Genomic DNA, 24,371 nt, shown 5'->3' on the forward strand with positions numbered 1-24,371 from the left:
GGTGGCGAGCAAGCCCCCCAGCATCCGTCGCGACGGTACCGTGCTCGGGTTCGACGTGGGTTCGCGCCGCATCGGCGTGGCCGTCGGCAGCGCCTTCGGCTACGGCGCACGCGCGCTGGCGGTCATCGACGTGCACGGCGCCGGCCCCGACTGGGGCACGATCGACCGCCTGCATAAGGAATGGCGACCCGACGGTTTCATCGTCGGCGACCCGATGACCCTGGACGGCGGCGACCAGCCCGCGCGCACCCGCGCCCTCGATTTCGCCCGGCAACTGCGCGTGCGCTACAAACTGCCGGTGGTGCTGGTCGACGAGCGCTCCAGCTCGATCGAGGCCGCGCACCGTTTCGCCGCCGATCGCGCCGAAGGCCGCAAACGCCGCCGCGACGCCGAGGCGCTCGATGCGGTGGCCGCGGCGGTGATCGTCGAGCGCTGGCTGGCCTCACCCGACGACGCAACCGATATCGACGAGCTTCCGCACATATGAATGCCCCTGTTTCCACCGTCGCCGGCTTGCGCCATCTGCTGAGCCTGGCCGACGCCTCGCGCGACACGCTCGAAGCCCTGCTGATCCGCGCCCAGGCCTTCGCCGAGGGCCATTACGACCGCCGCGCACTCGACGGCATCGCGGTCTGCACCCTGTTTTTCGAACCCTCCACCCGCACCCGCCTGAGCTTCCAGCTCGCTGCGCAGCAGCTGGGCGCGCACGTGTTGAATTTCGACGCCTCGACCTCGTCGACCAGCAAGGGCGAGACCGCGCTCGACACCCTCAAGAACATCGAGGCGATGGGCGTGCGCGGTTTCATCGTCCGCCATCGCGAAGACGGCGCGGTCGCCGCGCTCGCCGCACAGGCGCGCGAAGGCACCTGCCTGGTCAACGCCGGCGACGGCCGCAGCGCGCACCCGACCCAGGGCCTGCTCGACATGCTCAGCCTGCGCCAGGCCAAGGGTCGCGACTTCTCGCGCCTTCGGGTGGCGCTGATCGGCGACGTCAAGCATTCGCGCGTCGCGCGCTCGGACTTGCAGGCCCTGCGCACGCTCGGCGCCGGCGAGATCCGCGTCTGCGGCCCGGCCTCGCTGCTGCCCGACGACGGCATCCTCGACGGCTGCGTCGTGACCCAGGACTTCGACGCCGCGCTCGACGGCGTCGATGCGGTGATGATGCTGCGCCTGCAGCGCGAGCGCATGGAAGAAGGGTTGGTCAGTTCCCTGCAGGACTATCACCGCGATTATGGTTTGACCTCAGCGCGCCTCAAGCGCGCGGCGGCCGATGCGGTGGTGATGCACCCGGGCCCGATGAACCGCGGCGTCGAGATCACCGACGAAGTCGCCGACGGCCCGCAATCGTTGATCCTGACCCAGGTCGCCAACGGCGTCGCCGTGCGCATGGCGGTGCTCGAAGCCCTGCTCAAAGGCTGAACCTCTGCCGCGCCCCTCCGGTGCGGCCGCTTACCGGATACCGACATGATCGTGAAAGACAGCAACGGCACCCCGCTCGCCGACGGCGACTCGGTGCTGCTGATCAAGGATTTGAAAGTGAAGGGCACCTCGGTGACCCTCAAGCGCGGCACCTTGTGCAAGAACATCCGCCTGACCGACGAGGAGGGCGAGATCGAGTGCAACGTCGACAAGGTCAAGGGGCTGGTGCTGAAGACCGAGTTCCTGAAGAAGGCTTGAGCGGGGTTGCCGGGCAGAGGCTGCGGCTAGGGTAGGTACAACAGCAACAGCGCCCTCCCAAAAGGGGGCTCGGGCGATTTCGCCGTGTTCCGAAGACAAGAATCTTCGAGCCGGCTGCGTCGTGATCGCCGGCTGGGCCACGACGTACCGAGACGCTTCCGAATCGTCTTGCGAAGAACCCAGTCGCTTTAAAACCCTCCCGAATGATTCCCCTATTTGGGACGGGGGGATTGGCTCTCCCCGCACCCATCCGCGCGTCCATCCTCAACGTCGCTGCGCGAACAGCCACGGCCATAGCTCGGCGGTCGCATAGGCCGGGTCCCAGGCGTTGTGGCCGGTGTCCGGAAATTCGGTGTAGCGCACGTCGGCGCCGGCGCGCTTCAGGGCATCGACCATCTGGCGCGAGTTCTCCACCGAGACCACGTCGTCCTTCGCGCCATGGAAGACCCAGAACGGAATGCCGCGCAGTTTGCGTGCGGCTTCGTCGTGGCTGGATACGCCGCCGAGGGCCTTGCGGCGGGCGACGAACTGCGCTTCGGGCGGGTCGAAGCCGCCGCAGATCGGCACCACCGCGGCGAAGCGCTCGGGCTGCATCAGGGCGAGTTCGAAACTCGCGTAGCCGCCCAGCGACAAGCCGGTCAGCAACACCCGCTGTGGGTCGCCGCCGAATTCGGCCTGCACCGCATCGAGGATCGCGAAAGCGGTATCGCCGAAGCGTTCGAGGTCGGCCTCGTCGGAATGAATCTGCGGGAACACGACGATCGCCGGGAATTCGTCGAGACGCGAACGGACCACCGGCCCGAGCCCGACCTCGACCTGCTTGCGGTTGTCGTCGCCGCGTTCGCCCGAGCCGTGCATGAACATGATCAACGCGGGGCGCTCGCCGCCGGCGCGGCGCGAAGGCAGGAACACCTGGTAACGATGGACGATGCCGTCGCGCTCGAGTTGGCGCGAAACGAACTGGCCGTGCGTTCTCGGGTCGGACATGGAGGCGGTATCGGGTCGGGTCGACGAAGGGGCGCAAGCGGCGCCGAACAGCAGCGAGCCGCCCAGCAGTAACGCGACGGCGAGACGAAGCGGGCGGCCAGTCGGCATCGGCATTCTCCGGAGCGGTTGCCCGCATCATCGGCCGCGTCCGGCAGCGGTTCAAGCGCGACGCGCTACCGGCGTCGCAGTATCGACTTCACGGTCCACGTCAGCCCAGCGCGGCCAGGCGCTGCCGCAGCAGGGCCGACGCCTCGAGGATCGACACGGCACTGAGGCGGTACTTGCGCTTGGGCGCACCCTGTTCGGTCCAGGCGAAGCGTCGCCACAGCACCAGCGGCACACCGATCTCGGCGCCGCCGCCGCGCAGCCGGCGCAGCAGGGTCTCGGTATAGGCATACAGCGCCAGGGCTTCGCGGAACGAGGCATCGCGCATCAGCCGGTCGACCTCGCCGTCTTCGAGCAGGCGGTCGTGCTCCAGCGCCAGTTCGTCGAGGCTGTGGCGCATCTGCCGGTCGGCACGACGGCGGTCGCCGCTGGAGATCGTGCGCGCCTTCAGCGAGGCGTTGTGGATGTACCAACTGCACATCTCGCAGAAGCAATGCGCATCCGGCGAGTACAGGCGCTGGCCCGGATCGCGGACCAAGCGCTGGCCGCCGTCGAGATACGTCGTGAACAAACGGCAGAACGCGGCGAGGTGTTCGCGCGGCGGACGCGCCGCCGGCGGCAGATCGGCGTAATGGCGTTCGATCCAGGCCGCGGCGGCCTGGGCGTCGTGGGCATAGGCATGGGCGGCGTCGAAGCCGATGAAGCCGCGCCGGATTCCCTCGGCCATCCACTTCAGCAGGGCATAGCTGCGCGCCTGCAGGTCCACGGCCTGTTCGATGTCTGCTTCCTGCAACATGCGGCGATCTTAGCCGGCGGCTGCGGCAGTGCCGCCGCCGCTCGTCCGGGTACGAACGGTCGCGCTCGGTGCCCGGCAAGGACTGGCAATCAGGACTCGGGGATCAGCGCTGGCGAATCGGCGCTGGCGAATCAGGACTAGCGAATCGGGACTAGCGAATCGGGACTAGCGAATCGGGACTAGCGAATCGGGGCTAGCGAATCAAGATCAGCGTCGCCAGGCCGAGGAAGCTCAGGAAGCCCATCACGTCGGTGAGGGTGGTCAGCATCACGCCGCCGGCGAGGGCCGGGTCGAAGCCGAGCCGCTTGAGCGTGATCGGCACCAGCACGCCGCCCGCGGCGGCGGTCAGCAGGTTGATGGTCAGGGCGGCGCCGATCACCAGCGACAGGCCGGGCTGGCGGAACCACGCCAGTACGATCAGGCCCAGGCCCACGCCGAGCACGAGGCCGTTGATCAGCGCGACCATCAATTCCTTGCGCAGCAGCACGCCGACGTTGGAGGCGCCGATCTGGCCGAGGGCCAGACCGCGGATCATCAACGCGAGCACCTGGGTGCCGGCGTTGCCGCCCATGCCGGCAACGATCGGCATCAGCGCCGCCAGGGCGACCAGCTTGGCGATGCTGTCCTCGAACTGGCCGACCACGCTGGCGGCGAGGAAGGCCGTGCACAGATTGATCGACAGCCAGATCAGGCGGCGCCGGAACGCGCGCCGCACCGGACTGAACAAGTCTTCGTCCTCGTCCAGGCCGGCCGCGCTCAAGGCCTGGTGTTCGGCCTGTTCGCGGATGATGTCGACCACGTCGTCGATGGTGATGCGGCCGAGCAGGATGTTGTTGTCGTCGACAACCGGGGCGCTGATCCAGTCGTGGTCGGAGAATTGGCGGGCGACCTCGGCGGCGGTCTCGCCGACGTCGATCGCCGGCTGTTCGTCGTCGATCAGCTTGTTGATCGCGGTGCCGGGCTCGTGGGTGAGCAGGGCGGCCAGGGCGATGCGGCCGAGGTATTGATGACGGCGGCTGACCACGTACAGGTGGTCGGTGTGTTCGGGCAGTTCCCCGCGCAGGCGCAGGTAGCGCAGCACCACGTCGATGGTGGTGTCGGCGCGCACCGTCACCACGTCCGGGTTCATCAGGCGGCCGGCGGTGTCTTCCGGATACGACAGGACCTGTTCGAGCCGCTCGCGGTTCTCGCGGTCCATCGACTTGAGCACTTCGTCGATGACGGTGTCGGGCAGGTCTTCGACCAGATCGGCGAGGTCGTCGATGTCGAGGTCTTCGACCGCGGCGACGATCTCGTCGGTGTCCATGTCCGCGAGCAGGCTTTCGCGCACTTCCTCGCCGACGTGGACCAGCACTTCGCCGTCGTCTTCCGGGTCGACCAGGCCCCACACCACCACGCGCTTGCCCGGAGGCAGCGACTCGAGCAGGTTGCCGATCTCGGCCGGGGACAGGGTGTTGACCAGGCGCCGCACCGGCCCCAGACGACCGCTGTCGAGCGCGTCGGAAAGCAGGCGCAGCTGACGTGCGGTTTTGTCGTGGCGGACGGCTTCGGCCATACGGTACTTCCTGGCGGGTGACGGACGCGGCCACGAAGCCGGCGAGGGTCAGATGTTCATGCGGCGATTATCGCCCCTGCAGCTTACAAAGCCCAGCTTTCACGTTCGCGTCGGAAGACAGCGTGATCGGTCCGCCCGGATGAACGACGCGACGTACCGGGCCGGGGCAGCGCGGACCGAGGCCGCGCTCAAGCGCGCAGCCAGGCCTCGATGCCGGCGCGGTCGCGCGCCCGCAAGAGTGCCGGCGCGCGCTTGCGCAGCACGCCGAGGTCGAGGCCGCGGATCGCGCGGCGCAGCTCGAGCAGGGTCGCCGGGTGCAGGCTGAACTCCTCCAGCCCCAGCGCGAGCAGCAAGGGGGCGAAGTTCGCGTCGCCGGCCATTTCGCCGCATACCGCGACCGGCTTGCCGCGCGCCTGGGCCAGGCGGATCACGTCGCGGATCACCTTCAGCACCGCCGGATGCAGCGGCGTGTACAGCTCGCTCAGCGCCTCGTTGTTGCGGTCGACCGCGAGCAGGTACTGGACCAGGTCGTTGGTGCCGATCGACAGGAAATCGATGGTGTTGATGTAGCCTGGCAGGGCGATCGCCGCGGCCGGCACTTCGATCATCGCCCCGAGCGGCACCTGATCGGCGATCTCATGGCCCTGCCGGCGCAGGTCGGCGGCGACCCGGTTCAACAGCCCGCGCACGGTGCGCATTTCTTCGGCCGAGCTGACCATCGGCACCAGAATCCGCACCGGGCCGTAGCCGGAGGCGCGCAGGATCGCGCGCAACTGGGTCTCGAGCAGGCCCTCGCGGGCCAGCGACAGGCGCACGCCGCGCACGCCGAGCGCCGGGTTGGGTTCGTCGCGCAGGGCCAGGCCGGTCTTGTCGGCCTTGTCGGCGCCGAGGTCGAGGGTGCGGATGGTGACCATGCGCCCGGTCATGCCGAGCACGACGTCGCGATAGACGCGGAACTGTTCGTCTTCGTCGGGCAGTTCGTTGCGCTGCAGGAACAGGAATTCGGTGCGGTACAGGCCGACGCCGGCGGCGCCGAGCGAATGCGCCTCGGCCACGTCCTCGCGCGATTCGGCGTTGGCGTACAGCTTTATGTCGACCCCGTCGAGGGTGCGGGTCGGCTCGCGGCGCAGGCGGTGCAACTGCTTGCGTTCGCGGGCGAGCTCGCGGGTGCGCACGCGGTGGCTGCGCAGGTCCTCGGCGTTGGGTTCGAGAATGACCGTGCCGGTGGCGCCGTCGACGACCAGGGCGTCGCCGTCGTTGATCTTGAGCAGCGCCTGGGCGGTGCCGACCACGAGCGGTAGATGCAGGCTGCGGGCGAGGATGGCGCTGTGCGACAGGGTGCTGCCGGCGGCGGTGACGATCGCCATCACCCCCTGGGCCTGCAACTGCGCCAGCTCGGCCGGGGCGACGTTGTCGGTGACCAGGATCTCGCCGGCTACCCCGGAGGTATCGTGGTCGCGCCGGTGCAGCGCGGCGTGGATGCGCCCGATCACCTGGTCGATGTCGTCGACGCGGCTGCGGAAGTAGGCGTCGTCCATGGCCTCGAACACCGAGGCGATGCGGTCGCGCTGCAGGCGCAGGGCGTAGTCGGCGGCGTAGTGGCCGCTGCGGATCAGCTCGTCGAGGCCGTGCAGCAGCTCCGGGTCGTCGAGCAACAGGGTGTGCAGATCGAGGAATTCGCCGACCTCGTGCGCGAGCGCGCCGTGCAGCCGGTCGCGCAGGGTGTGCATTTCGTTGCGCACGGTGTCGATGGCGACGTGCAGGCGGGCCAGCTCGGCCTCGACCTGGTCGTGGCCGATGCGTTCCTCGGCGACTTCCAGCGCATGCGGCAAGCGGACGCGGGCACGGCCGAGCGCGCTGCCGCGCGAGGCACCATGACCCTGGAATTCCTGCCTCATGCGCGCCTCCGGCTCAGCTGTCTTCGTCGAAGCGACGATCGAACAGGGCGATCACCGCGTCGGCGGCGTTGGTTTCGTCCTCGCCCTCGACGCGCAGTTTGACGTGGGTGCCCTGGCCGGCGGCGAGCAGCATCACCCCCATGATGCTCTTGGCGTTGACCTCGCGGCCCTTGGCGGTGAGCGTGGCGTTGCTGCGGAAGGCCGACAGCACCTGGACCAGCTTGGCGGTGGCGCGGGCGTGCAGGCCGAGTCGGTTGGAAACAGTCAGGTCGCGTTCGATCATGTCGGGGTCCTCAGGCAATGGTCTTACGCGTCGTTGCGAGTCGCGTCATGCGGTCAGGCGTCATCCAGGATCACACCGTTGCGGGCGCCGGCGGAGGCGACCGCGGGCAGTTGGTCCAGTTCCAGCTCCGAATAATTCATCACCCGCAGCAGCATCGGCAGATTCAGAGCCGACACTCGCCGTACCGGCGTACCCAGCCGCGACACGCGTGCGGCGAGGTTGCTCGGCGAAGCGCCGTACAGGTCGGTCAACACCAGCACGCCATCGCCGTCGTCGACGCGGCGCAGCGCCGCGCTCGCCAGCGGCAGCAGAGCGTCGGGGTCGGCGTCGAACGGGACCTCCAGCGCTTCGGTGCGCAACGGCAAGGGGTTGAGCAGGCGGTTGGCGACGGCGACCAAGGCGCTGCCGATACCGGAATGGGTGATGAGAAGGACGCCGACTGACATGCCGCCAACTTAACAGAGCGGAGTGACAAGCCGGAAGCGCCGAATGCGGCGGTCCGCGGACATGGCAGCGCAGGGCCCGGCCGAACGCCGGGGGGCGCGGGCAACTGTTTGATTCTGCGTTCGCGAATCGCCGTAGGTAGCGGGCGGTGGTGGGGCGGCGCCGCGTCGGAGCGGGCCGTCATTGCCGCAACGCCGCCCAAGCGATGAGAGGCAGCGGATCGAAGGCGCGCTGGCCAAAGCCCGGCGGACCGGGTTCACGAACGCAGCGGGCCGCGAAAACGACCCGCTGCATTACCGGTGATGCGGCGTCACTGCTTCGACGGGGCTTGGTCCGCGGTCGGCGGCGGGGGCGCGGTCGGGTCGGTCGGGGTCGGTTGCGGGTTCTGAACCGGCGGGGTGTCGGTAGGGGTATCGGTCGGCGGCGGCAGATTAGTCGCAGGCAAGTCCGAGGATGGAGCGTCGGCCGGCGGAGCAGTGTCCGTGGCCGGTGCGGGCGCCGGTCCCGGATCGGTCGTGGCCGGGGCCGGCCCGCTCGATTCCATCGGCGCCGGATCGGGTTTGTCGCAGCCGCTCAGCAGGCCGGCCGCAAGCATCACGCCCAAGGCCAGGCCCAGGCTGCGCGGGTGTGTCGGGGAAGTATTCATCGTGATCCTTGGCTGTCGGGAGGGAGGGGCGCGGCGGGCCAGAGGTTATTTGTCGCCGCTGCGCTTGCCATGGCCGGCCTGGTACTCGGCCAGCGACAGGGCGCCGTCGCCGTCGTGATCGTGCATGGCGAAATTGGCGGCGAGGCGCGCATCGAGCGCGGCTTCGTCGCGGCTGATCTTGCTGTCGCCGTTGCTGTCGAGGTCGGTGAAGTTCGCCGGAACGGTGGGATCGGCCGGGGGAGGCATCGGCGCCTGGCCGCGTTGATCGTTGACCGGCGGCTCGGTGCGCTGCATCGCCTCGCCCGGCGGCGCGGACTGTGCTTGGGCCATTACGGCCGGCGCCAGGGCGAGCGCGCCGACCGCAAGCAGCATCGGCGTGAGGCGGCGGATCGTGCTTTTCATGGCGTTGCTCCGTGGGAGGGACGCACCGGAGCGCTCGGCATCCGGCACAGGCCGAACCTAATGCGAGGCCTGCAAGCGTCGCGACACGGCAATGGGAAAATTTTGTAAGGATGCCAAGTCGGTCGACGGCGTGGCTCGGAACGGTTCAGATCGCTGCGATGGGCGCACTACGGATGGCTTGCTTGTCCGCCGCGCCCATTCGCGCCGACGACAGTGCCCCTATGCAGAGGGGCGGCGCCCGGCGGTGGTGAGAAGCCGCAGCGAAGACGAGTGGCGCGGGAGGATGCCGTTCGCGCGCGGTGGCCTGCCTGAGCAGCCCTCAACGCCTTAGCAAATCTCGACCGCTAAGAAAGCCGCATCGAGGCCGGACGAGCGTCGCGCAGCGAACTCAGTCGAGCTCGCGATGGTGCACGGCGACTTCGTTCCAGCCGCGGGTTCGGGCGTGTTCGGCCATGCGTTCGGCCAGGTAGACCGAGCGATGCCGGCCACCGGTGCAGCCGAAGGCGATGGTCGCGTAGCTGCGGGTGCTGTCGGCCTGCAAGCGCGGCAGCCAGGTGTCGAGGAACTGGCTGATCTGCTCGACGTAGAGGTTCACGTCGGCCTGCGCTTCCAGATAGTCGCGCACGCCGCCGTCTCGGCCCGACAAGGGCCGCAACGCCGGGTTCCAGTGCGGATTCGGCAGCCCGCGCGCATCGAACACGAAGTCGGCATCGGCCGGCACGCCGCGGCGGTAAGCGAAGGACTCGAACAGCAGCGACATGCCGGCGTCGCCGCCCATCGCGAATTCGGTGATGACGTGGCGGCGCAGCTGATGGACGTTGAGCTCGCTGGTGTCGACGATCGCATCGGCGATCTGGCGCAGCGGCTTGAGCACCTGGCGTTCGAGCGAGATCGCATCGGCCAGGGCCAGGCCGAACTGGCTCAGCGGATGGCGGCGCCGGGTGTCGGCGTAGCGCTTGAGCAGCACGCCGTCGCTGGATTCGAAGAACACCAGTCGCGGATCGGCGCCGAGCGCGCCGACCGCCGACAGCCATTCCGGGATGTTGGCCAGATCGCTATGGCGATTGCGCACGTCGATGCCGACCGCGAGCTTGGTCGGCATGCCTTCCTCGGCCTTGATCACGTTCTGCACGAACTGCGGCAGCAGTTCCGCCGGCAGGTTGTCGACGCAGTAGAAGCCCAGGTCCTCGAAGGTGTTCAGCGCCACCGACTTGCCCGAGCCGGACATGCCGCTGACGATGACCAGGGTGAAGGCGTTGCCCTCGCCGGACGCGGCGGGGTCGAAAGGGGAATTGCTCACGATTCGCCGCGCTCCAGGAAGTTGCTGTGCCGGGCGATGAAGGCCGCGGCCGGGTCCAGGCCTTTCATGCGCAGGCTGTGCAGCCGCGTCGCCGCTTCGGTCAGCACGGCGAGGTTGCGGCCGGGCATGACCGGCAGCGTGATCATCGGCACGTCGAGATCGAGCACGCGGCGGATGCCGGTGTCGCCGGTCAGGCGTTCGATTCCGGCCGGAACCGGTTCGCTCATCGGCTTGGTCAGGTGCACGATCAGGCGCAGGTATTTGTTGTTCTTGACCGCGGTGTCGCCGAACATCTGGCGGATGTTGAGCACGCCCAGGCCGCGCACTTCGAGCAGGTCCTGGAGCATGTCCGGGCAGGTGCCGTCGAGCACGTCGGGCGCGATCTGGGTGAATTCCGGGGCATCGTCGGCGACCAGGCGATGGCCGCGGGTGACCAGCTCCAGCGCGAGTTCGCTCTTGCCCGATCCGGATTCGCCGGTGATAAGCACACCGATCGAATAGATCTCCATGAACACCCCGTGCAGGGTGATCTGCGGGGCGAGCGCGCGCGCCAGGTGGTATTGCAGGTGATTGAGCAATTCGTGGCCGCGGCGCGGCGAAACCCACAGCGGGGTGTCGGTTTCCTCGGCGGCGATGCGCAGGTCCTCGGGGCAGGGCTGGTCCTTGCTGATGACCAGGGCCAGGGGCCGGAACTGGATGATCTTCTCGATCGTTTCCCAGCGCAGCCGCGAGTCCAGCCCGTCGAGCCAGGTCAGTTCCTCGGTGCCGAGGATCTGCACCTTGTTCGGATAGATCGCATTGAGGTAACCGGCCAGCGACGGGCGCCGCGCGACCGTGTTGACCGCCTCGACCAGGCGGCCGTCGCCGCGTTGGCCGGCCACCCAGCGCAGGGCGAGCCGCTCGCGCTGCTGTTCGAACAGTTCGCCTGCACGGATGCTCTTGCTCATGGGCGGAAGTTTACGAGCAAAGCGATGGCGGTGTCCGCATCGACGCGGAGCCGGCGGGACCGATGCGGCGTGAAGGCGGTCGGCCGGCGCGACGCCGGGTCGCTTGCTGATGGCGGCTCGAACCGGCGCTCGCCTCGACGTGTCTACGAGCGCAAGGCTCAGGCCGCGCTGCGGCGGCAATGATCGAGCAGGCGGTAACTCAGCTCGGCGACGGACGGCGCCGAACGCAATCGCTCGAGGAAGCCGCCGTCGGCGAAGCGTTCGGCGAGTTCGGCCAGCAACTGCAGATGCTGCTGGACGTGGTGCTCGGGAATGGCCATGGCCAGGACCAGGTCCACCGGGTGCCCGTCGATGGCGCCGAAATCGACCGGCTGGGCCAGCCTGAGAAAGGCGCCGCGGCTGTGTTCGAACAGGGGCGTGCGCGCATGCGGGATGGCGACGCCGTGGCCGATCGCGGTGCTGGCGAGCCGTTCGCGTTCGCCCAGGCTTGCGCGCAGGGCGAACGCAGTGGAGGGATTACCGTCGCAGAGCATGCGCGCGGCGACATCGAGCACGGTATTGCGATCGCCGGGTTCGACCAGGATCGCGACCCGTTCCGCACTCAATAATTCATAAAGCGGCATGACGGTGTGTCTGGATCGATGACCGGGCCCCGTAAATCGGGTTCAGCCGACGAATTCGCCGTTGCGTGCGAGGCTTTCGCCGCGGTGGTGGTCGACTTGCTTGCTCTTGTGCTTCATCAGCAGGCGGTCGAGCTTGTCGGCGAGCAGATCGATGGCGGCGTACATGTCGATGGCGGCGGCGTCGCAGTGCAGGGTGCGGCCGGCGATGAGCACGGTGGCCTCGGCGCGATGGTCGGGCTTGTCGAGACTGAGCTGGGTACGCACGTCGAAGGGTTGGTCGAAATGGCGCTGCAGACGGGCCAGCTTGGTTTCCACATAGTCACGCAGGGCTGCAGTGACTTCCAGTTGCTGGCCGTGGGTTTCGATACGCATCGGAGACCTCCTTCACGTCGCGGGAGAATGCAGACTGGGCTCCGGGCCGTCGGTCGTCGACGGCTCGGGGGCCTGTTTGACGCCCTGGCCGGGGCCAGGGATTCCAGCATCGCACGCTCAATTCCAGGTGCAAGTGGCCAGACCGCAACAATGGTCGTAGACCGGGCCTAAGTTGCTGATTCGTTGGGGAAATAAAATCGAAATCCTGCGGGTTTGCGGAATCTGGCGGGCTTACGCCATGCGCACGCGTTCCTGCGACGAGGGGATGCTCATCGCCTCGCGATACTTGGCCACGGTGCGGCGCGCGACCGGCACGCCGGTGGCCTTGAGGGTCTCGGCCAGGCGCGCGTCGGACAAGGGCTTGCGCGGGTTCTCGGCCTCGATCAGGCGCCGGATCATGGCCTGGATCGCGGTGCTGGAGGCCTCGCCGCCGGAGCCGGTGTCGATGCCGGAGGCGAAGAAGGCGCGCAGCGGCATGGTCCCGCGCGGAGTGCGCGCGTACTTGCGGGCGATCGCGCGCGAAACCGTGGATTCGTGCAGGCCGACTTCGTTGGCGACCTCGCGCAGGGTCAGCGGGCGCAGCGCGCTGTCGCCGAATTCGAGGAAACCGGCCTGTTGCTTGAGCAGGCAGCGCGCGACCTTGAGCAAGGTGTCGCCGCGCGCTTCCAGGCTCTTGAGCAGCCAGCGCGCTTCCTGCAGATGCCCGCGCAGATAGCTGGCGTCGGAGGCGCTGGCGTGGCGGATCATGCTTTCGTAGCCGCGATGGATCGAGATGCGCGGGCGCATCGCTTCCGACAGCGCGACCCGCCACAGGCCGTTCTGGCGCCAGATCACCACGTCCGGGGTAACGTAAGTGTCGGTGGAGATCGCGCCCATCTGCGCGCCGGGACGCGGGTCGAGCGAGCGCAGCAACTGCACCGCAGTCTCGACCTCGGCGATGTCGCGCTTGAGTTCGTTGGCCAGGCCGGCCGCGCCGATCCGCGGCAGGCGTTCGAGCGGTTCGCCGGCGATCACCAAAGCCAGGGCCTTGCCCGGGGTGTCGTCGGACAAGGTGCTGAGCTGCAGGCTCAGGCACTCGCTGAGCGAGCGCGCGCCGGAGCCGACCGGGTCGAAGCGCTGCACCTGGTGCAGCACGGTCGCGACTTCTTCTTCGCTGACCCCCATCGCCAGCGATTCGACGATCGCCGACAGGCTTTCGCGCAGATAGCCGTCGTCGTCGATCGCCTCGATCAGGGCCACGCCGATGCTGCGGTCGCGCTGCGACAGCGGGCTGAGGTGCAGTTGCCACAGCAGGTGATCGTGCAGGGTCTCGGCCTCGGCGACCTGTTCGGCCGCGGGCGAGTCTTCGTCGTGGTCGGAAGGGCCGACCCGTTCGTACCAGGTCTCGCCGTCGTCCATCGTCCATTCCGGCTCGACGGTCGGCGCTTCGGCGCCTTCCTCGACGCTCGGCGGCGCGCGCGGCTCGTCTTCGTTGACCGCGGACGGATCGGTCCAGTCGAGCAGCGGATTGCTCTCGATCGCGGTGGCCAGCTCGGCTTCCAGTTCGACAGCCGACAACTGCAGCAAGCGGATCGCCTGCCGCAGTTGCGGTGTCATCACCAGCTGTTGTCCGAGCGAGGCTTGGAGGCGAGGCTTCATCATCGATTGCTAACGCGACCTGAGATGGCTGTCGGCCCGGGCCGCGCGTCGTGGGCGTCGTCCGCGCCCGGTAACCGCAAGGTTACAGACGGAACTGTTCGCCCAGATAGACACGACGGACATCGGGATTGGCCAGCAGCGCGTCCGGAGCCCCCTGCGCGAGCACGCCACCGTCGTTCAGGATATACGCCCGGTCGCAAATGCCCAAGGTTTCACGGACGTTATGGTCCGTGATCAACACTCCGATGCCGCGATTCTTGAGATGGCGCACGATTCGCTGGATCTCGCCGACCGAAATCGGGTCGACGCCGGCGAAGGGTTCGTCCAGCAGCATCAGGCGCGGGCGGGCGGCCAGGGCGCGGGCGATTTCGACCCGGCGGCGCTCGCCGCCGGACAGGCTGGCGCCGAGCTGCTCGGCGACGTGGGTCACCTGCAGTTCCTCCATCAGGCTGGCCAGCTCGCGCTCGATGCCGGCGCGGTCGAGGTCGTCGCGCAGTTCCAGCACCAGTCGCAGATTGTCGGCGACGCTGAGCTTGCGGAACACCGAGGGTTCCTGCGGCAAATAGCCGACGCCGTACTTGGCGCGGGCGTACATCGGCTCGGCGGTGATGTCCTTGCCGTCGAGGACGATCTGGCCGGCATCGGCCGGGACCAGGCCGACGATCATGTAGAAGCAGGTGGTCTTGCCGGCGCCGTTGGGGCCGAGCAGGCCGACGACTTCGCCCGCATCCAGGGTCAGGCCGAAGTCGCGCACCACCTCGCGCGAGCGGTAGGCCTTGCGCAGGCCTTGCGCGACCAGCATCAGCCGCCTCCCTTGGCCGGCGCGGCGGTCTTGCTCTTGGGCTGCAGGCGCATGTTGACGCGGCCGCCGGTGCCGCCGCTCTCGACCTGGCCGGTCTTGGAGTTGTAGACGATGCGCTCGCTCTTGATGGTGTCGCCGTTCTTGTCGACGTAGGCGTTGCCGGTCAGGACGATGGTGTCCTTCGGCATGTCGTACTCGATCTTGTTGGCGCGGCCGTTGAACGGCGAACCGTCGTCGAGCTCCTGCTTCAGCGTCGCCTGCGAGCCGGTCAGGGTGACGAAGCTGATGTCGCCCGCGGCACGCTTGATGTCGGCCTTGGCGGCGTTGATGACCAACGTGCCCTGGACGATCTTGACGCCGCCGGTGAGCACGCAGGGGCCGGAATCGGTGCTGACCGAGCAGTTGCTGCTGTCGGCGCCGACGTCCATGGGCTGGTTGCGGTCCGAAGAGCGCGCGAGCGCGGCCGCCGGCGCCAGCAGAAGGGCGACCAGGCACAGCGCCGGCCAGTTAGCGGGCTTTCGCTTCATAGCGGACCTTGACGTTGGGAATGGTGACGTTCTTGGTTTCGAGATCGGCCTGCAATCCCGACCCGTTCATTATAGTGCCGGGCTGTATCAACCTCACCGGAACGGCCGAGGTGGCCTTGTTGGTGTCGGGGAACAGGTTCAGCTCCTCGGTGGCGATGTTGATCGGCTTGCCCTCGGCATTGGTGCTGTCGGCCTTCACCTGGCCGCGCAGGCGCACTTCGTCGCCCTCGGCGCTGACCCAGCCGCGCTGCGAGCGCACTTCCCAGGCCCCGCCGTTGCCGCCGGCCTTCGGCGGGATCAGGAACAGCGGGGTGGTGACGTCCAGGGTCTTCTCGTTCGGGTCGCGGGTCAGCTTCGGCGCGCGCAAGGTGAACGATTCCTTGCCCTGCTTGTTGAGCACGACCGCCTCGAACTGGTTGAGCACATAGTCCGGACGCGCCTCGGCGCGGCCGTCGCCGTCGTTCTTGTCGCGCTGCGACCACAACGCCCAGCCGCTCAACGCGGCGGCGGCCATCAGAATCAGGGTCAGCATGCCGCGCCAGCTCATCCGAGCGCACCGGTCAGTACGCGCTCGGCGTGGCCTTGCGCCCCGAGCAGCAGGTCGCACAGTTCGCGCGCCGCGCCTTCGCCGCCGCGCGCCACGGTGCGCCAGTGCACGCGCTCGCGCACCCACGGGTGGGCATTGCCGGGGGCGACCGACAGGCCGACGTGGGGCAGGATCTTGAGGTCGGCGAGGTCGTCGCCCATGAACGCGACCTGGTCCAGCGACAGCCCCAGGCCGGCGGCGATCTGCTGCACGCAGGCGAGCTTGTCGGCGACGTCGCCGTGAGCAGTGGCGCCGAGCTCGGCCGCGCGCTGGGCGGCGATGACGCCGCCGCGCGCGGTGACGAAATGCACGGCGATGCCGTATTTCCCCAGCAGCGACAGGCCCTGGCCGTCCTGGACATGGAAGCTCTTGAGCTCGCGCCCCTCGCTGTCGTAGGTCAGCCGGCCGTCGGTCAGGGTGCCGTCCACGTCGAAGCAGGCCAGCCGGATGCGGGCGGCGCGTTCGCGGACTTCAGCGGGATAATCGTTGAGGTGGCTGTAGGGCACAGGTTTGGCGCTCGGTATTTCGGGACTCGGGACTCGGGTTTCGGGACTCGACTCGAATTTCGGGAATTTGGAATTTGGCAGGAAAGCTCTGATGCTGTTGCGAGTCCCGAGTCCCGAGTCCCGAGTCCCGAGTCCCGGCTCTTAAACCACTCTCGCACGCAACAAGTCGTGAATATTGAGCGCGCCGACCACGCGGCGTTCAGTGTCCACGACCAGCAGGCCGCTGATCTTGTGGGTTTCCATCAGCTGCGCGGCTTCGACCGCGAGCGCGTCGGCGCCGATGGTCTTGGGCGAGCGGGTCATGACCTCGGCGATGCGGGTCGAACGCAGGTCCACGCCGGCGTCGTCGAGGGTGCGGCGCAAGTCGCCGTCGGTATACAGACCGATCAGGCAGCCGGCGTCGTCGACGATCGCGGTCATGCCCAGGCGCTTGCGGCTCATCTCGACCAGGGCTTCGCTGATGCTGGCATCGGCGTGGACCCGCGGCACTTCGTCGCCGGCGTGCATGATGTCGGTGATGTGCAGCAGCAGGCGCCGGCCGAGCGCGCCGGCCGGGTGGGAGCGGGCGAAATCGTCGGCGGTGAAGCCGCGCGCTTCGAGCAGGGCCACCGCGAGCGCGTCGCCCATCGCCAGCGAGGCGGTGGTGCTGGAGGTCGGCGCCAGGGCGAGCGGGCAGGCTTCGGCCGGCACGCTGACGTCGAGGTGGACGTCGGCTTCGCGCGCCAGGGTCGACTGCGGCCGGCCGGTCATCGCGATCAGACGGTTGCCCTGGCGCTTGAGCACCGGCAGCAGCATCAGCACCTCGTCGCTCTCGCCCGAGTAGGACAGGGCCAGGACCACGTCGGCGTCGGTGATCATGCCCAGATCGCCGTGGCCGGCTTCGCCCGGATGGACGTAGAACGCCGGGGTGCCGGTCGAGGCGAGGGTCGCGGCGATCTTGCGCGCGATGTGGCCGGACTTGCCCATGCCGGTGCAGACGACCCGGCCGCGCGCGGCCAGGACCAGGTTGCAGGCGGCGGTGAAATCGCCGTCGATGCGGGCCGCGACCGCGGCCAGCGCCTGGGCCTCGATCTCGAATACGCGGCGGCCGCTCTGGGCCAGGCCGGCCTGCGCCGCGGGCGACTGCAGGACGACGGGATCGAGGGCGGGGCGTGCGGAGCTGGTCATAGAGAGGCCGTTTCGAAGGTCGCCATTTCGGACCGGAGGGCTTTCCGCTAGGCTAATCCGTCAATTCTAAGCGGTTCGTCCGCCCAGCGCCGTCCCCGCGGCAGATCCCCTCCCGGCAGGATCCGCTCTGGGCAGCGGCCACCCCGTATTCAGCCGGCCTCCGGCCACGCAGCGCGCCTGCGTCGTCCGCTTGCCGCTTCATCCTTTTGGCCCGCATAACGGGCCGCGTCCTCCAGAGGCTCGAGTAGTGAACGCCGAAACCATCCGCACCCTGATCGAACAAGGCCTGCCCGGAGCGCAAGCGCAAGTGCGCGGCGACGACGGCGTCCACTTCGAGGCCACCGTGGTCGCCGAAGCCTTTCGCGGCAAGCTGCCGCTGGCGCGGCACCGCCTGGTCTATTCGACCCTGGGCGAGCGCATGGGCGGCGAAATCCACGCCCTGGCGCTGAAGACCCTGACGCCCGAAGAAGCGGGCAACCCGAAGTAAGCGGCCCGGGCAAGCGGCCCGGCCAAGCGGCCCGGGCAAGCAGCCGAGAATGCGCGGCCAGCCAAGCGGCTGCGCGGCGGGCGGCCGCCGCTGGGCCGGTGCCCGGCGGCACTTCACCGGGACCTCACCCGTCCCCGGCCGTCTGCTCTTACCATTACCGATTCTCCATTTCCCATACCCGGCTCCCTAAATGCAAAAAATCGTGGTCGAAGGCGGGCAGCCGCTCAATGGCGAAGTCCAGATTTCCGGCGCCAAGAACGCCGTGTTGCCGATCCTGTGCGCGACCTTGCTGGCCGATGCGCCGGTGACGATCCGCAACGTGCCGCAGCTGCACGACGTGCTGACCACCGCCAAGCTGCTCGGCGAGCTCGGTGCCGGCGTGCGCAGCGAAGGCGCGACGATCACCGTCGACCCGACCACGGTCAACAGCCATGTCGCCCCGTACGAGCTGGTCAAGACCATGCGCGCCTCGGTGCTGGTGCTCGGCCCGCTGCTGGCCAAGTACGGCGAAGCCGAAGTCTCGCTGCCGGGCGGTTGCGCGATCGGTTCGCGACCGGTCGACCAGCACATCAAGGGCCTGCAGGCGCTCGGCGCCGAGATCGCCGTCGAGAACGGCTACATCAAGGCGCAGCGCAAGGGCCGCCTGAAGGGCGCGCGCTTCGTGTTCGACGTGGTCACCGTCACCGGCACCGAGAACGTGCTGATGGCCGCGGTGCTCGCCGAGGGCACCAGCGTGCTCGAAAACGCCGCGATGGAGCCCGAGATCGTCGACCTGGCCGACTGCCTCAATGCGCTCGGCGCGCGGGTCGAGAACGCCGGCAGCGGCCGCATCGTCGTGCATGGCGTCGAAAAATTGCACGGCGGCAGCCACGACGTATTGCCCGACCGCATCGAGACCGGCACCTTCCTCGTCGCCGCGGCGATGACCGGCGGCCGCGTCACCGTCACCCACAGCCGTGCCGACACGCTGGACTCGGTACTCGACAAGCTACGCGACGCCGGCGCCCAGATCGAAGTCGACGGCGACCGCATCACCCTCGACATGGGCGGCCGCCGCGCGCGCGCCATCGACATGGTGACCGCGCCGTATCCCGCGTTTCCGACCGACATGCAGGCGCAGTTCATGGCGCTCAACTGCGTGGCCGAAGGCGTGGGCGTGATCAACGAGACGATCTTCGAAAACCGCTTCATGCACGTCAACGAACTGCTGCGCCTGGGCGCCGACATCCGCGTCGACGGCCACACCGCGGTGATCCGAGGCGTGCCCAAGCTCAGCGGCGCCCCGGTGATGGCGACCGACCTGCGCGCTTCGGCCTCGCTGATCCTGGCCGGTCTGGTGGCGCAGGGCGAAACCACCATCGACCGCATCTACCACCTCGACCGCGGCTACGAAAACATCGAAGCCAAGCTGTCCAAGCTGGGCGCGAAGATCCGCCGGGTGTAAGCGGGCGTTTCTCGACGCCCTCGCGACCGTCCGTTTCCCTTGGTAATTACCCCCGGGGGCGAGGCGGCCGCAATGATTCGCCTCCCTTGCAAAGGGGCTGCGCCTTGCGTTGTTCGTGTGCCGATGAAATCGGCTGGCGGGGGGCGTTTGCTCTGCGTTCGGCGAAAGTTGCCGTTATAAAGCGGAGCGAATCTCCCGGTCGCGCTGCCAAGTCGAATCCCTCTGCGGAAGGAGTGCCCAGGCTCTCGACGCACTCCCGATCCATCTTCCGCCAACAAAAAGCCCCGCCGAAGCGGGGCTCTCGCGCATCGCGGCCATGCCGGCGCGGCGGGGCAGGCTCAGCGCACCGATTGCACGCGCAGGTCGATCGCGTCGGCGCCCTTGTCGCGCTGCAGGATGCGCGCCGGCACGGGCATGCCGGGGACCACCCAGGCGATGGTCTCCTTGTCGCCGTTCTTGCTGACGAGCTTGGTCGCCTGCTGCGACTTGCCGCCGACGGTGATCGCTTCCTTGCCTTCGACGGTGTAGGTCAACTGCTTGACCCGGCCGTCCTCGACCATGCGGTAGCTCAACGGCTTGCCGGAGGAGGCGTCGCGCACCAGCGCGAGGTTGATCAACAACGCGTCCAGGTCGCCGGCCTGCAGCTTGATCGGGCCGGCGCGGTCGGGCTTGACGTCGCCGGTCCAGGTGGCGACGCCGCGCGCCCAGTCGTAGCTCGCGCTCTTGTTCTTGTTCTTGGTCAGCACCTTGCTGCTGTCGCTGCCGCTGATCGGGCGCAACTGGCCGGCCTTTTCCTCGAACACGGTCGACTGCTGCAGATTGGCCAGCGGACTGGTCACCGCCAGGCTGTACTTCCAGCGGTTCGCGCCGGCGGCGGCGACGGTCATGCGGCCGTTGCCCTGCATGCCCATGTAGCTGGCCGAATAGTCGGCGCTGAACGGCTTGATCGCGAGCGCCGGGGCGCTGGCCAGGGCCAGCGCGGCAGCGAGCAAGGCAAAACGAACCTTGCGGATTCGACTGTTCGTGTGGGTCGTCATTTATTCGTTGACTCCTTTGTATTCGACCAGACGCAGATCGTACGTGTCCTGGCCATTTTCGCGCTGCAGGATGCGCACCGGGGTGGGAACGCCGTCGACCACCCAGATCGAGGTTTCCTCGTTGCCGCTCTGCACGCGGTTGACGCGCATCGCGTTGAAGCTCATGTCGTCGACCTTGACGCCTTCCAGCTCCTGGGCCACCAGGTATTGATGGGGGCGGGCACGGCCGGAATCCACGAAGCGGTAATTCAGCGTCTTGCCGGGCTGAGCGTCGCGGACCACGGCGAGATTGATCAGCAGGCCGCTCATGTCGCCGTCGGCCAGGGGGATCGGCTTGCGCCGGTGCTCCTTGACGTCGCCGCTCCACTGCGCGGTGCGCTTGTTCCAGTCGTAAACGCCGGTGATCGTGCGCTTGGAGAACAACACCTTGCGGACCATGGTCTGGCTGAGCGGGCGGTAGCCGTCGCCGACCGTCTCGAACAAGGTGCTTTGCTGCGCGGCGGCGCCGGCCAGGCCCATCATGCCGCGCTCGGCATGGATGTTCAGGTCGATCCGCCAGTGGCCGCCCTCGGGCTTGACCTGCATGGTCGCATCGCCGAGCGCCTTGCCGCTGTTGAAGACCTGGTAATTGGCCACGAACGGTTCCAGCGCGGCGGCGCTGCCGGGAAGAGCCGCGCCGATCAGCACGGCCATGAACAGGGGCAGAGAGGACTTCATGGGCAACGCGGGGATCCTGGAGGGCTCGATTGGCGGCGCGTGGACCGCGTGTGCGAAACGCGTTGGACCCCTGCGCGGGGCGCGGCGTTCAGGCCGCGAGGCCGGTGGCCGGGTGGGTCAGATCGCCGGCGAAATCTAAACGCAGCGGCGTAAATAGCGGATGACCGTCGAGGGTGACGGTTGCGCCGTGTTCAGCCAGGCGGCCGCTGGCGGCCAGTCGCATGACCGCGAGCAAGAGCGGATGCTCGACGCCGAGCACGCGCTGGGCCAGGGCCTCGGGCGTGTCGCCGGGTTCGATTGCGACGACGGCCTGGGCGATGACCGCGCCGGCGTCGAGTTCGGGAATGACGAAGTGCACGCTGGCGCCGTGCTCGCGCTCGCCCTCGGCGAGGACGCGGGCGTGGGTGTGCAGGCCGCGGAACTTCGGCAGCAGCGAGGGATGGATGTTGATGGTGCGGCCGCGGAAGCGTTCGACGAAGGCGTCGCCGAGGATGCGCAGGTAACCGGCGCAGAGGATCCAATCGGGCCGGCTGGCGGCGACGGCGTCGGCGAGATCGGCGTCGAAGGCCTCCCGGCTCGGGTAGGCCTTCGCCGGGGCCGACCAGCGCAGGGCCTCGGGCACGCGCTCCAGCGCGGCCGCGCCGGGTTTGTCGGAGAACACCCCGACCACCTCGGCGGCCAGCCGGCCGGCGCCGATGGCGTCGAGCACGGCCTGCAGATTGCTGCCGCGGCCCGATGCGAGGACGGCGATCCGGGGAAGCGGCTGGGACATTGCGGGCCATCAGGTCGAGACAGGCCGGCATTTTAAGCGATTCGCCGGGTGCGCGATCTGGCGGTTGGGGGCGGTGAAAGAGGAGGTGGAGAGGGCATGCGCAGGAAGCCGGGCGTGTCCTGGCTTGTGCTCGTGTCGTTGCCGAGGGTGGGCCGGGGATCGCCGCTCGCCAGGGCGCCGCCGCGACCATCCGGTCTCGAGGCCGCGGCCCGTGCCGGCTGTCAGTGTGAAGTCTGGGCGGCGCAGACCAGCGGCGCCACGTCTGCGCGGGTGTCGATCGAGTCCATGGCCAGTGTGACCGGGTGCGCTAAATGAATTGGATCGATGAAGACTTTCCGCAACCCCATCGCTTCCGCTTCGCGACAGGATGGGCAAAGCTGCCCAGAGCGGCAGCCGGGAGCGGGGCGTGGGCAAGGACAGTTCGAGGTGTTGGGCGTTCGCGTTACTGAGCGGCTTCCTGTTGCACGTGCCGGCGGCGGCTGCGCAGGCCGACGCAAACGCGGCATGCCGACCGTCGCAGCCGGCTGCGACGCTGCCCAAGGCGAACGAGTGCCTGCGGCGCTATGGCCTGGCGCCCGGCGGCGATCGTGCCCATGCGCTCGCCGCGCTCTACCAGGCCGGAGACCAGCGCTCGCGCGGCGGCGATTTCGCAGGCGCGGCCGGTGCGCTCGATTGCGCGCAGGCCGTCGCCGGCCCCGACGCCGGTTGGCAGGTCGATTACGAACTCGTACGCCGTCGCGGCGTGCTCGATTATCGCCAGGACTGCACCGTCGAAGCCCTGGGCAAGTTTCACCGCGCGCTGCAGATCGCCAAACGCCACGAAGACCGCTCGGCGCAGTCCAGGAGCTGGAATAACATCGGCGCCTCGCTGCGCCGGCTCGGCGATTATCGCGGCGCCTTGCAGGCATTTCTTTCGAGTCTGAAAATTCAGCGCGGCGCGCGTGAGCCGGCCTTGGGGCCGGTGCTCAACAACATCGCCGACATCTATCGCGATCTCGGCGCGACCGGCAACGCTGCGCGTCACTATGAGCAGGCATTGGCCGAGTTCCGTCGCGTCGGCAACTCGATCGAAGCCGCGCACGTACTGCAGAGCATGGCCGTTCTGGCCTTGGATTCGGGCGACACGCAGCGCGCCGAAGCCCTGCTGGAGCAGGCCCTGGCCGCGTTCGTCAAAGCCGGCGAACGCACCTATCAGTTGCGCGTGCATGCCGAACTCGGCCGCGCCGCGATCCTGCGCGGCGATCTGGCCAAGGCGCGCGACTGGACCGAGCGCGGTCTCGCCCTGGCGGCCGAGGACGGCGTGCGGCCGCCGGCGCCGCTGCAATTGCAGGCCGCGCGGGCCGCACGTTTGTCCGGACAGGCGCGAGCGGCGCAACTGCGCCTGAGCGATGCCTTGTCGAGCCTGCCGGCGCAGGACAGCGACCGGCCGGCACTGTTGGCCGAACTCGCCGATGCCTACGAAGCTCTGGGCGAATGGCCGCGCGCGCTGGCGACGTTGCGCGAGTCCGAAATCGCCGCGCGCACTTTGCGCGAGGCGCGCTACGACCGCGAGATGAAATGGATGCAGGTCCGCTTCGAGACCGCAGAACGCGACCGCACCATCGCCGCACTCGCCGCCGAGAACAAAGTGCGCGCACTCAGTCTTCGGCAACGCACGCTGGCCTTGTGGCTGACCGCGGTGTCGGCGGTGGCCGCCGTGCTCGGGCTGCTGGTGTTCTTCCTACGCCGGCAACAGCGCGCCCGCCTTGCCGAAGCTGCGCGGCAGGCGCGCCTGGCCGAGGAAGTGGAATATTACCGCCGCGCCGCGGCCGACCTCGGCGTGGACCGCAAGCGCTTGCAGGCCGCGCTCGACAGCCGCGACGACGCGGTGCTGATCCTCGACGCCGGCGGCCAAGTGCTCGCGGCCAACCGCAGCGCCGGGCAATTGCTCGGCCAGGCTGGCGACAGCCTGCCCGGCCGCGGCTTCGGCGAACTGCTGGGCGAGTCCGACGGGGCGCGTTTCGCCGAGGCCCTGGAGCGGCTCGACGAGTCCTCGGCGTCGCAGCGCCTGGATTTCCGCCTCCACGGCGACGCCTTGCGTGCGCAACTCAGCGAGACCGGGCAGGGCGAAGGCCTGATCGTACTCGGCCTGGACCCACTCGCTGCCGGGCAGGCCGAACGCGTCGGCCTGGAACCGCTGCGCATCGACGCGGCTGCTGCCGATGCGTTGGCCGACGTCGAAGCCGGCTCGGCCCTGGGCGCCGCCGCCGACGAGGCGATGCGCTCGTCATTCCGTCGCGCCCTGGTCGAACTGATGCTGGCGGTGGTGGAGGCCTGGGAACGCAGCACCGGCCAGGGCCGGCTGGAACTGGCCGAGAAAAGCCGGATCTGGCGGGTCACCGTCGACGACGGCCGCTTGCGGGCGCGAGCGATGGAGCGTTACCTGAGCCTGGCCAAGCTGCCGCGCCAGCCGCGCTGGCGCGACGTATTGCGCTCGGCCTACTACGTGCTGGCCGAGTGCCCGCTGGAGGAATCGGTGCGCACCGAGCTGCAGAAGCACGTCGATACGGTGCTGACCTATACGCGACGCCACGCGCTGGTGTGAGCGGCTCCTTGCTCGTCGATCCGACCCCCTCGGATCGCACCACCAGCGCGCGGCGGCACGGGAAATGGA

25 protein-coding genes and 1 pseudogene are annotated in these 24,371 nt (G+C 68.7%); 6 read left to right on the plus strand and 20 right to left on the minus strand.

All coding sequences use genetic code 11. From position 1 onward, the window contains the following. Position 1: 1 nt before the first annotated feature. From ruvX to ACSAMQ_RS03740, 3 genes and pseudogenes are all read left to right on the plus strand, one after another. Positions 2 to 487, plus strand: coding sequence for a Holliday junction resolvase RuvX (ruvX, locus tag ACSAMQ_RS03730; RefSeq protein WP_435394348.1), 486 nt, complete (start codon positions 2 to 4; stop codon positions 485 to 487). Next, positions 484 to 1,419 carry an aspartate carbamoyltransferase catalytic subunit gene (locus ACSAMQ_RS03735; protein WP_435394349.1) on the plus strand — a complete coding sequence of 312 codons (936 nt, stop codon included), beginning with the start codon at positions 484 to 486 and terminating at the stop codon, positions 1,417 to 1,419. The genes ruvX and ACSAMQ_RS03735 overlap by 4 nt, the downstream gene beginning before the upstream one ends. 48 nt (positions 1,420 to 1,467) lie before the next feature. Further along, positions 1,468 to 1,677, plus strand: a pseudogene (locus ACSAMQ_RS03740) (alkylphosphonate utilization protein); the annotation flags it as partial. 264 nt (positions 1,678 to 1,941) lie between these two features. Here ACSAMQ_RS03740 and ACSAMQ_RS03745 read toward each other — a convergent pair. From ACSAMQ_RS03745 to ACSAMQ_RS03825, 17 genes are all read right to left on the minus strand, one after another. Next, on the minus strand, positions 1,942 to 2,664 hold the full coding sequence (locus ACSAMQ_RS03745; protein WP_435394350.1) for a prolyl oligopeptidase family serine peptidase: 723 nt from the start codon (positions 2,662 to 2,664) through the stop codon (positions 1,942 to 1,944). Between the two features lie 208 nt (positions 2,665 to 2,872). After that, complete coding sequence (locus ACSAMQ_RS03750; protein WP_435394351.1) at positions 2,873 to 3,565, minus strand: hypothetical protein; 693 nt, start codon at positions 3,563 to 3,565, stop codon at positions 2,873 to 2,875. Positions 3,566 to 3,758: 193 nt separating this feature from the next. Beyond that, a complete protein-coding gene (mgtE, locus tag ACSAMQ_RS03755) occupies positions 3,759 to 5,120 on the minus strand; it encodes a magnesium transporter (protein WP_435394352.1) in 1,362 nt (453 codons plus the stop codon). Positions 5,121 to 5,308: 188 nt separating this feature from the next. Continuing rightward, a complete protein-coding gene (ptsP, locus tag ACSAMQ_RS03760) occupies positions 5,309 to 7,018 on the minus strand; it encodes a phosphoenolpyruvate--protein phosphotransferase (protein WP_435394353.1) in 1,710 nt (569 codons plus the stop codon). 13 nt (positions 7,019 to 7,031) lie between these two features. After that, positions 7,032 to 7,301, minus strand: a complete 270-nt coding sequence (locus ACSAMQ_RS03765) for an HPr family phosphocarrier protein (protein WP_031370946.1) — start codon at positions 7,299 to 7,301, stop codon at positions 7,032 to 7,034. A gap of 53 nt (positions 7,302 to 7,354) precedes the next feature. After that, a complete protein-coding gene (locus ACSAMQ_RS03770; protein ID WP_435394354.1) occupies positions 7,355 to 7,747 on the minus strand; it encodes a PTS sugar transporter subunit IIA in 393 nt (130 codons plus the stop codon). Between the two features lie 689 nt (positions 7,748 to 8,436). Next, the gene (locus ACSAMQ_RS03775; protein WP_435394355.1) at positions 8,437 to 8,793 is read right to left on the minus strand and encodes a hypothetical protein; all 357 of its coding nucleotides are present in this window, start codon (positions 8,791 to 8,793) and stop codon (positions 8,437 to 8,439) included. A gap of 388 nt (positions 8,794 to 9,181) precedes the next feature. Next, a complete protein-coding gene (gene rapZ / locus ACSAMQ_RS03780) occupies positions 9,182 to 10,093 on the minus strand; it encodes an RNase adapter RapZ (RefSeq protein ID WP_435394356.1) in 912 nt (303 codons plus the stop codon). Next, complete coding sequence (gene hprK, locus ACSAMQ_RS03785; RefSeq protein WP_435394357.1) at positions 10,090 to 11,040, minus strand: HPr(Ser) kinase/phosphatase; 951 nt, start codon at positions 11,038 to 11,040, stop codon at positions 10,090 to 10,092. The genes rapZ and hprK overlap by 4 nt, the downstream gene beginning before the upstream one ends. A gap of 158 nt (positions 11,041 to 11,198) precedes the next feature. Next, complete coding sequence (locus ACSAMQ_RS03790; RefSeq protein ID WP_435394358.1) at positions 11,199 to 11,663, minus strand: PTS sugar transporter subunit IIA; 465 nt, start codon at positions 11,661 to 11,663, stop codon at positions 11,199 to 11,201. A gap of 42 nt (positions 11,664 to 11,705) precedes the next feature. Further along, the gene (gene hpf / locus ACSAMQ_RS03795; protein WP_031370939.1) at positions 11,706 to 12,035 is read right to left on the minus strand and encodes a ribosome hibernation-promoting factor, HPF/YfiA family; all 330 of its coding nucleotides are present in this window, start codon (positions 12,033 to 12,035) and stop codon (positions 11,706 to 11,708) included. 231 nt (positions 12,036 to 12,266) lie between these two features. Continuing rightward, positions 12,267 to 13,676 (minus strand): RNA polymerase factor sigma-54, encoded by a 1,410-nt coding sequence (locus tag ACSAMQ_RS03800; protein WP_435394359.1) that lies wholly within the window; start codon positions 13,674 to 13,676, stop codon positions 12,267 to 12,269. 79 nt (positions 13,677 to 13,755) lie between these two features. Then, complete coding sequence (gene lptB / locus ACSAMQ_RS03805) at positions 13,756 to 14,475, minus strand: LPS export ABC transporter ATP-binding protein (protein ID WP_435394360.1); 720 nt, start codon at positions 14,473 to 14,475, stop codon at positions 13,756 to 13,758. After that, positions 14,475 to 15,002: a lipopolysaccharide transport periplasmic protein LptA gene (lptA, locus tag ACSAMQ_RS03810; protein ID WP_435394361.1), complete on the minus strand. Its 528-nt coding sequence runs from the start codon at positions 15,000 to 15,002 to the stop codon at positions 14,475 to 14,477. The genes lptB and lptA overlap by 1 nt, the downstream gene beginning before the upstream one ends. Beyond that, positions 14,983 to 15,534, minus strand: coding sequence for an LPS export ABC transporter periplasmic protein LptC (gene lptC, locus ACSAMQ_RS03815; protein WP_435394362.1), 552 nt, complete (start codon positions 15,532 to 15,534; stop codon positions 14,983 to 14,985). The genes lptA and lptC overlap by 20 nt, the downstream gene beginning before the upstream one ends. A gap of 11 nt (positions 15,535 to 15,545) precedes the next feature. After that, positions 15,546 to 16,094, minus strand: a complete 549-nt coding sequence (locus ACSAMQ_RS03820; RefSeq protein WP_435394363.1) for a KdsC family phosphatase — start codon at positions 16,092 to 16,094, stop codon at positions 15,546 to 15,548. A 141-nt stretch (positions 16,095 to 16,235) separates the two neighbouring features. Continuing rightward, positions 16,236 to 17,261: a KpsF/GutQ family sugar-phosphate isomerase gene (locus ACSAMQ_RS03825; protein WP_435394364.1), complete on the minus strand. Its 1,026-nt coding sequence runs from the start codon at positions 17,259 to 17,261 to the stop codon at positions 16,236 to 16,238. 247 nt (positions 17,262 to 17,508) lie between these two features. Between ACSAMQ_RS03825 and ACSAMQ_RS03830 the strand changes: the two genes are divergently transcribed. Beyond that, the gene (locus ACSAMQ_RS03830) at positions 17,509 to 17,748 is read left to right on the plus strand and encodes a BolA family protein (RefSeq protein ID WP_435394365.1); all 240 of its coding nucleotides are present in this window, start codon (positions 17,509 to 17,511) and stop codon (positions 17,746 to 17,748) included. A 190-nt stretch (positions 17,749 to 17,938) separates the two neighbouring features. Then, positions 17,939 to 19,192, plus strand: coding sequence for a UDP-N-acetylglucosamine 1-carboxyvinyltransferase (gene murA, locus ACSAMQ_RS03835; RefSeq protein WP_435394366.1), 1,254 nt, complete (start codon positions 17,939 to 17,941; stop codon positions 19,190 to 19,192). A gap of 338 nt (positions 19,193 to 19,530) precedes the next feature. On the opposite strand, the gene ACSAMQ_RS03840 is transcribed toward murA, so the two are convergent. The 3 genes from ACSAMQ_RS03840 to purN all read right to left on the minus strand — a co-directional run bounded on the left by ACSAMQ_RS03840 (position 19,531) and on the right by purN (position 21,718). Then, positions 19,531 to 20,229 (minus strand): DUF3108 domain-containing protein, encoded by a 699-nt coding sequence (locus tag ACSAMQ_RS03840; protein WP_435394367.1) that lies wholly within the window; start codon positions 20,227 to 20,229, stop codon positions 19,531 to 19,533. Then, positions 20,230 to 20,946 carry a DUF3108 domain-containing protein gene (locus ACSAMQ_RS03845; RefSeq protein ID WP_435394368.1) on the minus strand — a complete coding sequence of 239 codons (717 nt, stop codon included), beginning with the start codon at positions 20,944 to 20,946 and terminating at the stop codon, positions 20,230 to 20,232. It lies immediately after the preceding gene. Between the two features lie 88 nt (positions 20,947 to 21,034). Further along, the gene (gene purN / locus ACSAMQ_RS03850; RefSeq protein WP_435394369.1) at positions 21,035 to 21,718 is read right to left on the minus strand and encodes a phosphoribosylglycinamide formyltransferase; all 684 of its coding nucleotides are present in this window, start codon (positions 21,716 to 21,718) and stop codon (positions 21,035 to 21,037) included. Between the two features lie 406 nt (positions 21,719 to 22,124). Here purN and ACSAMQ_RS03855 point away from each other — a divergent pair, with 406 nt between their 5' ends. Next, positions 22,125 to 24,302, plus strand: coding sequence for a tetratricopeptide repeat protein (locus tag ACSAMQ_RS03855; protein ID WP_435394370.1), 2,178 nt, complete (start codon positions 22,125 to 22,127; stop codon positions 24,300 to 24,302). Positions 24,303 to 24,371: the final 69 nt, after the last annotated feature.

Origin of the sequence: Lysobacter sp. 1R34A, assembly GCF_051217035.1 — a bacterium.
GTDB lineage: Bacteria > Pseudomonadota > Gammaproteobacteria > Xanthomonadales > Xanthomonadaceae > Lysobacter.

Bases quoted from the DNA above. Each gene is read 5' to 3' on its own strand.
- ACSAMQ_RS03770 (WP_435394354.1), bottom strand. From the start codon at position 7,747: ATGTCAGTCGGCGTCCTTCTCATCACCCATTCCGGTATCGGCAGCGCC.
- ACSAMQ_RS03750 (WP_435394351.1), bottom strand. From the start codon at position 3,565: ATGTTGCAGGAAGCAGACATCGAACAGGCCGTGGACCTGCAGGCGCGC.
- ACSAMQ_RS03790 (WP_435394358.1), bottom strand. From the start codon at position 11,663: ATGCCGCTTTATGAATTATTGAGTGCGGAACGGGTCGCGATCCTGGTC.
- murA (WP_435394366.1), top strand. From the start codon at position 17,939: ATGCAAAAAATCGTGGTCGAAGGCGGGCAGCCGCTCAATGGCGAAGTC.
- ACSAMQ_RS03825 (WP_435394364.1), bottom strand. From the start codon at position 17,261: ATGACCAGCTCCGCACGCCCCGCCCTCGATCCCGTCGTCCTGCAGTCG.
- ACSAMQ_RS03800 (WP_435394359.1), bottom strand. From the start codon at position 13,676: ATGATGAAGCCTCGCCTCCAAGCCTCGCTCGGACAACAGCTGGTGATG.
- ACSAMQ_RS03735 (WP_435394349.1), top strand. From the start codon at position 484: ATGAATGCCCCTGTTTCCACCGTCGCCGGCTTGCGCCATCTGCTGAGC.
- hprK (WP_435394357.1), bottom strand. From the start codon at position 11,040: ATGAGCAAGAGCATCCGTGCAGGCGAACTGTTCGAACAGCAGCGCGAG.
- mgtE (WP_435394352.1), bottom strand. From the start codon at position 5,120: ATGGCCGAAGCCGTCCGCCACGACAAAACCGCACGTCAGCTGCGCCTG.
- ACSAMQ_RS03765 (WP_031370946.1), bottom strand. From the start codon at position 7,301: ATGATCGAACGCGACCTGACTGTTTCCAACCGACTCGGCCTGCACGCC.
- ptsP (WP_435394353.1), bottom strand. From the start codon at position 7,018: ATGAGGCAGGAATTCCAGGGTCATGGTGCCTCGCGCGGCAGCGCGCTC.
- purN (WP_435394369.1), bottom strand. From the start codon at position 21,718: ATGTCCCAGCCGCTTCCCCGGATCGCCGTCCTCGCATCGGGCCGCGGC.
- lptB (WP_435394360.1), bottom strand. From the start codon at position 14,475: ATGCTGGTCGCGCAAGGCCTGCGCAAGGCCTACCGCTCGCGCGAGGTG.
- hpf (WP_031370939.1), bottom strand. From the start codon at position 12,035: ATGCGTATCGAAACCCACGGCCAGCAACTGGAAGTCACTGCAGCCCTG.
- lptA (WP_435394361.1), bottom strand. From the start codon at position 15,002: ATGAAGCGAAAGCCCGCTAACTGGCCGGCGCTGTGCCTGGTCGCCCTT.
- ACSAMQ_RS03840 (WP_435394367.1), bottom strand. From the start codon at position 20,229: ATGACGACCCACACGAACAGTCGAATCCGCAAGGTTCGTTTTGCCTTG.
- ACSAMQ_RS03845 (WP_435394368.1), bottom strand. From the start codon at position 20,946: ATGAAGTCCTCTCTGCCCCTGTTCATGGCCGTGCTGATCGGCGCGGCT.
- ACSAMQ_RS03775 (WP_435394355.1), bottom strand. From the start codon at position 8,793: ATGAAAAGCACGATCCGCCGCCTCACGCCGATGCTGCTTGCGGTCGGC.
- ACSAMQ_RS03745 (WP_435394350.1), bottom strand. From the start codon at position 2,664: ATGTCCGACCCGAGAACGCACGGCCAGTTCGTTTCGCGCCAACTCGAG.
- lptC (WP_435394362.1), bottom strand. From the start codon at position 15,534: ATGCTGACCCTGATTCTGATGGCCGCCGCCGCGTTGAGCGGCTGGGCG.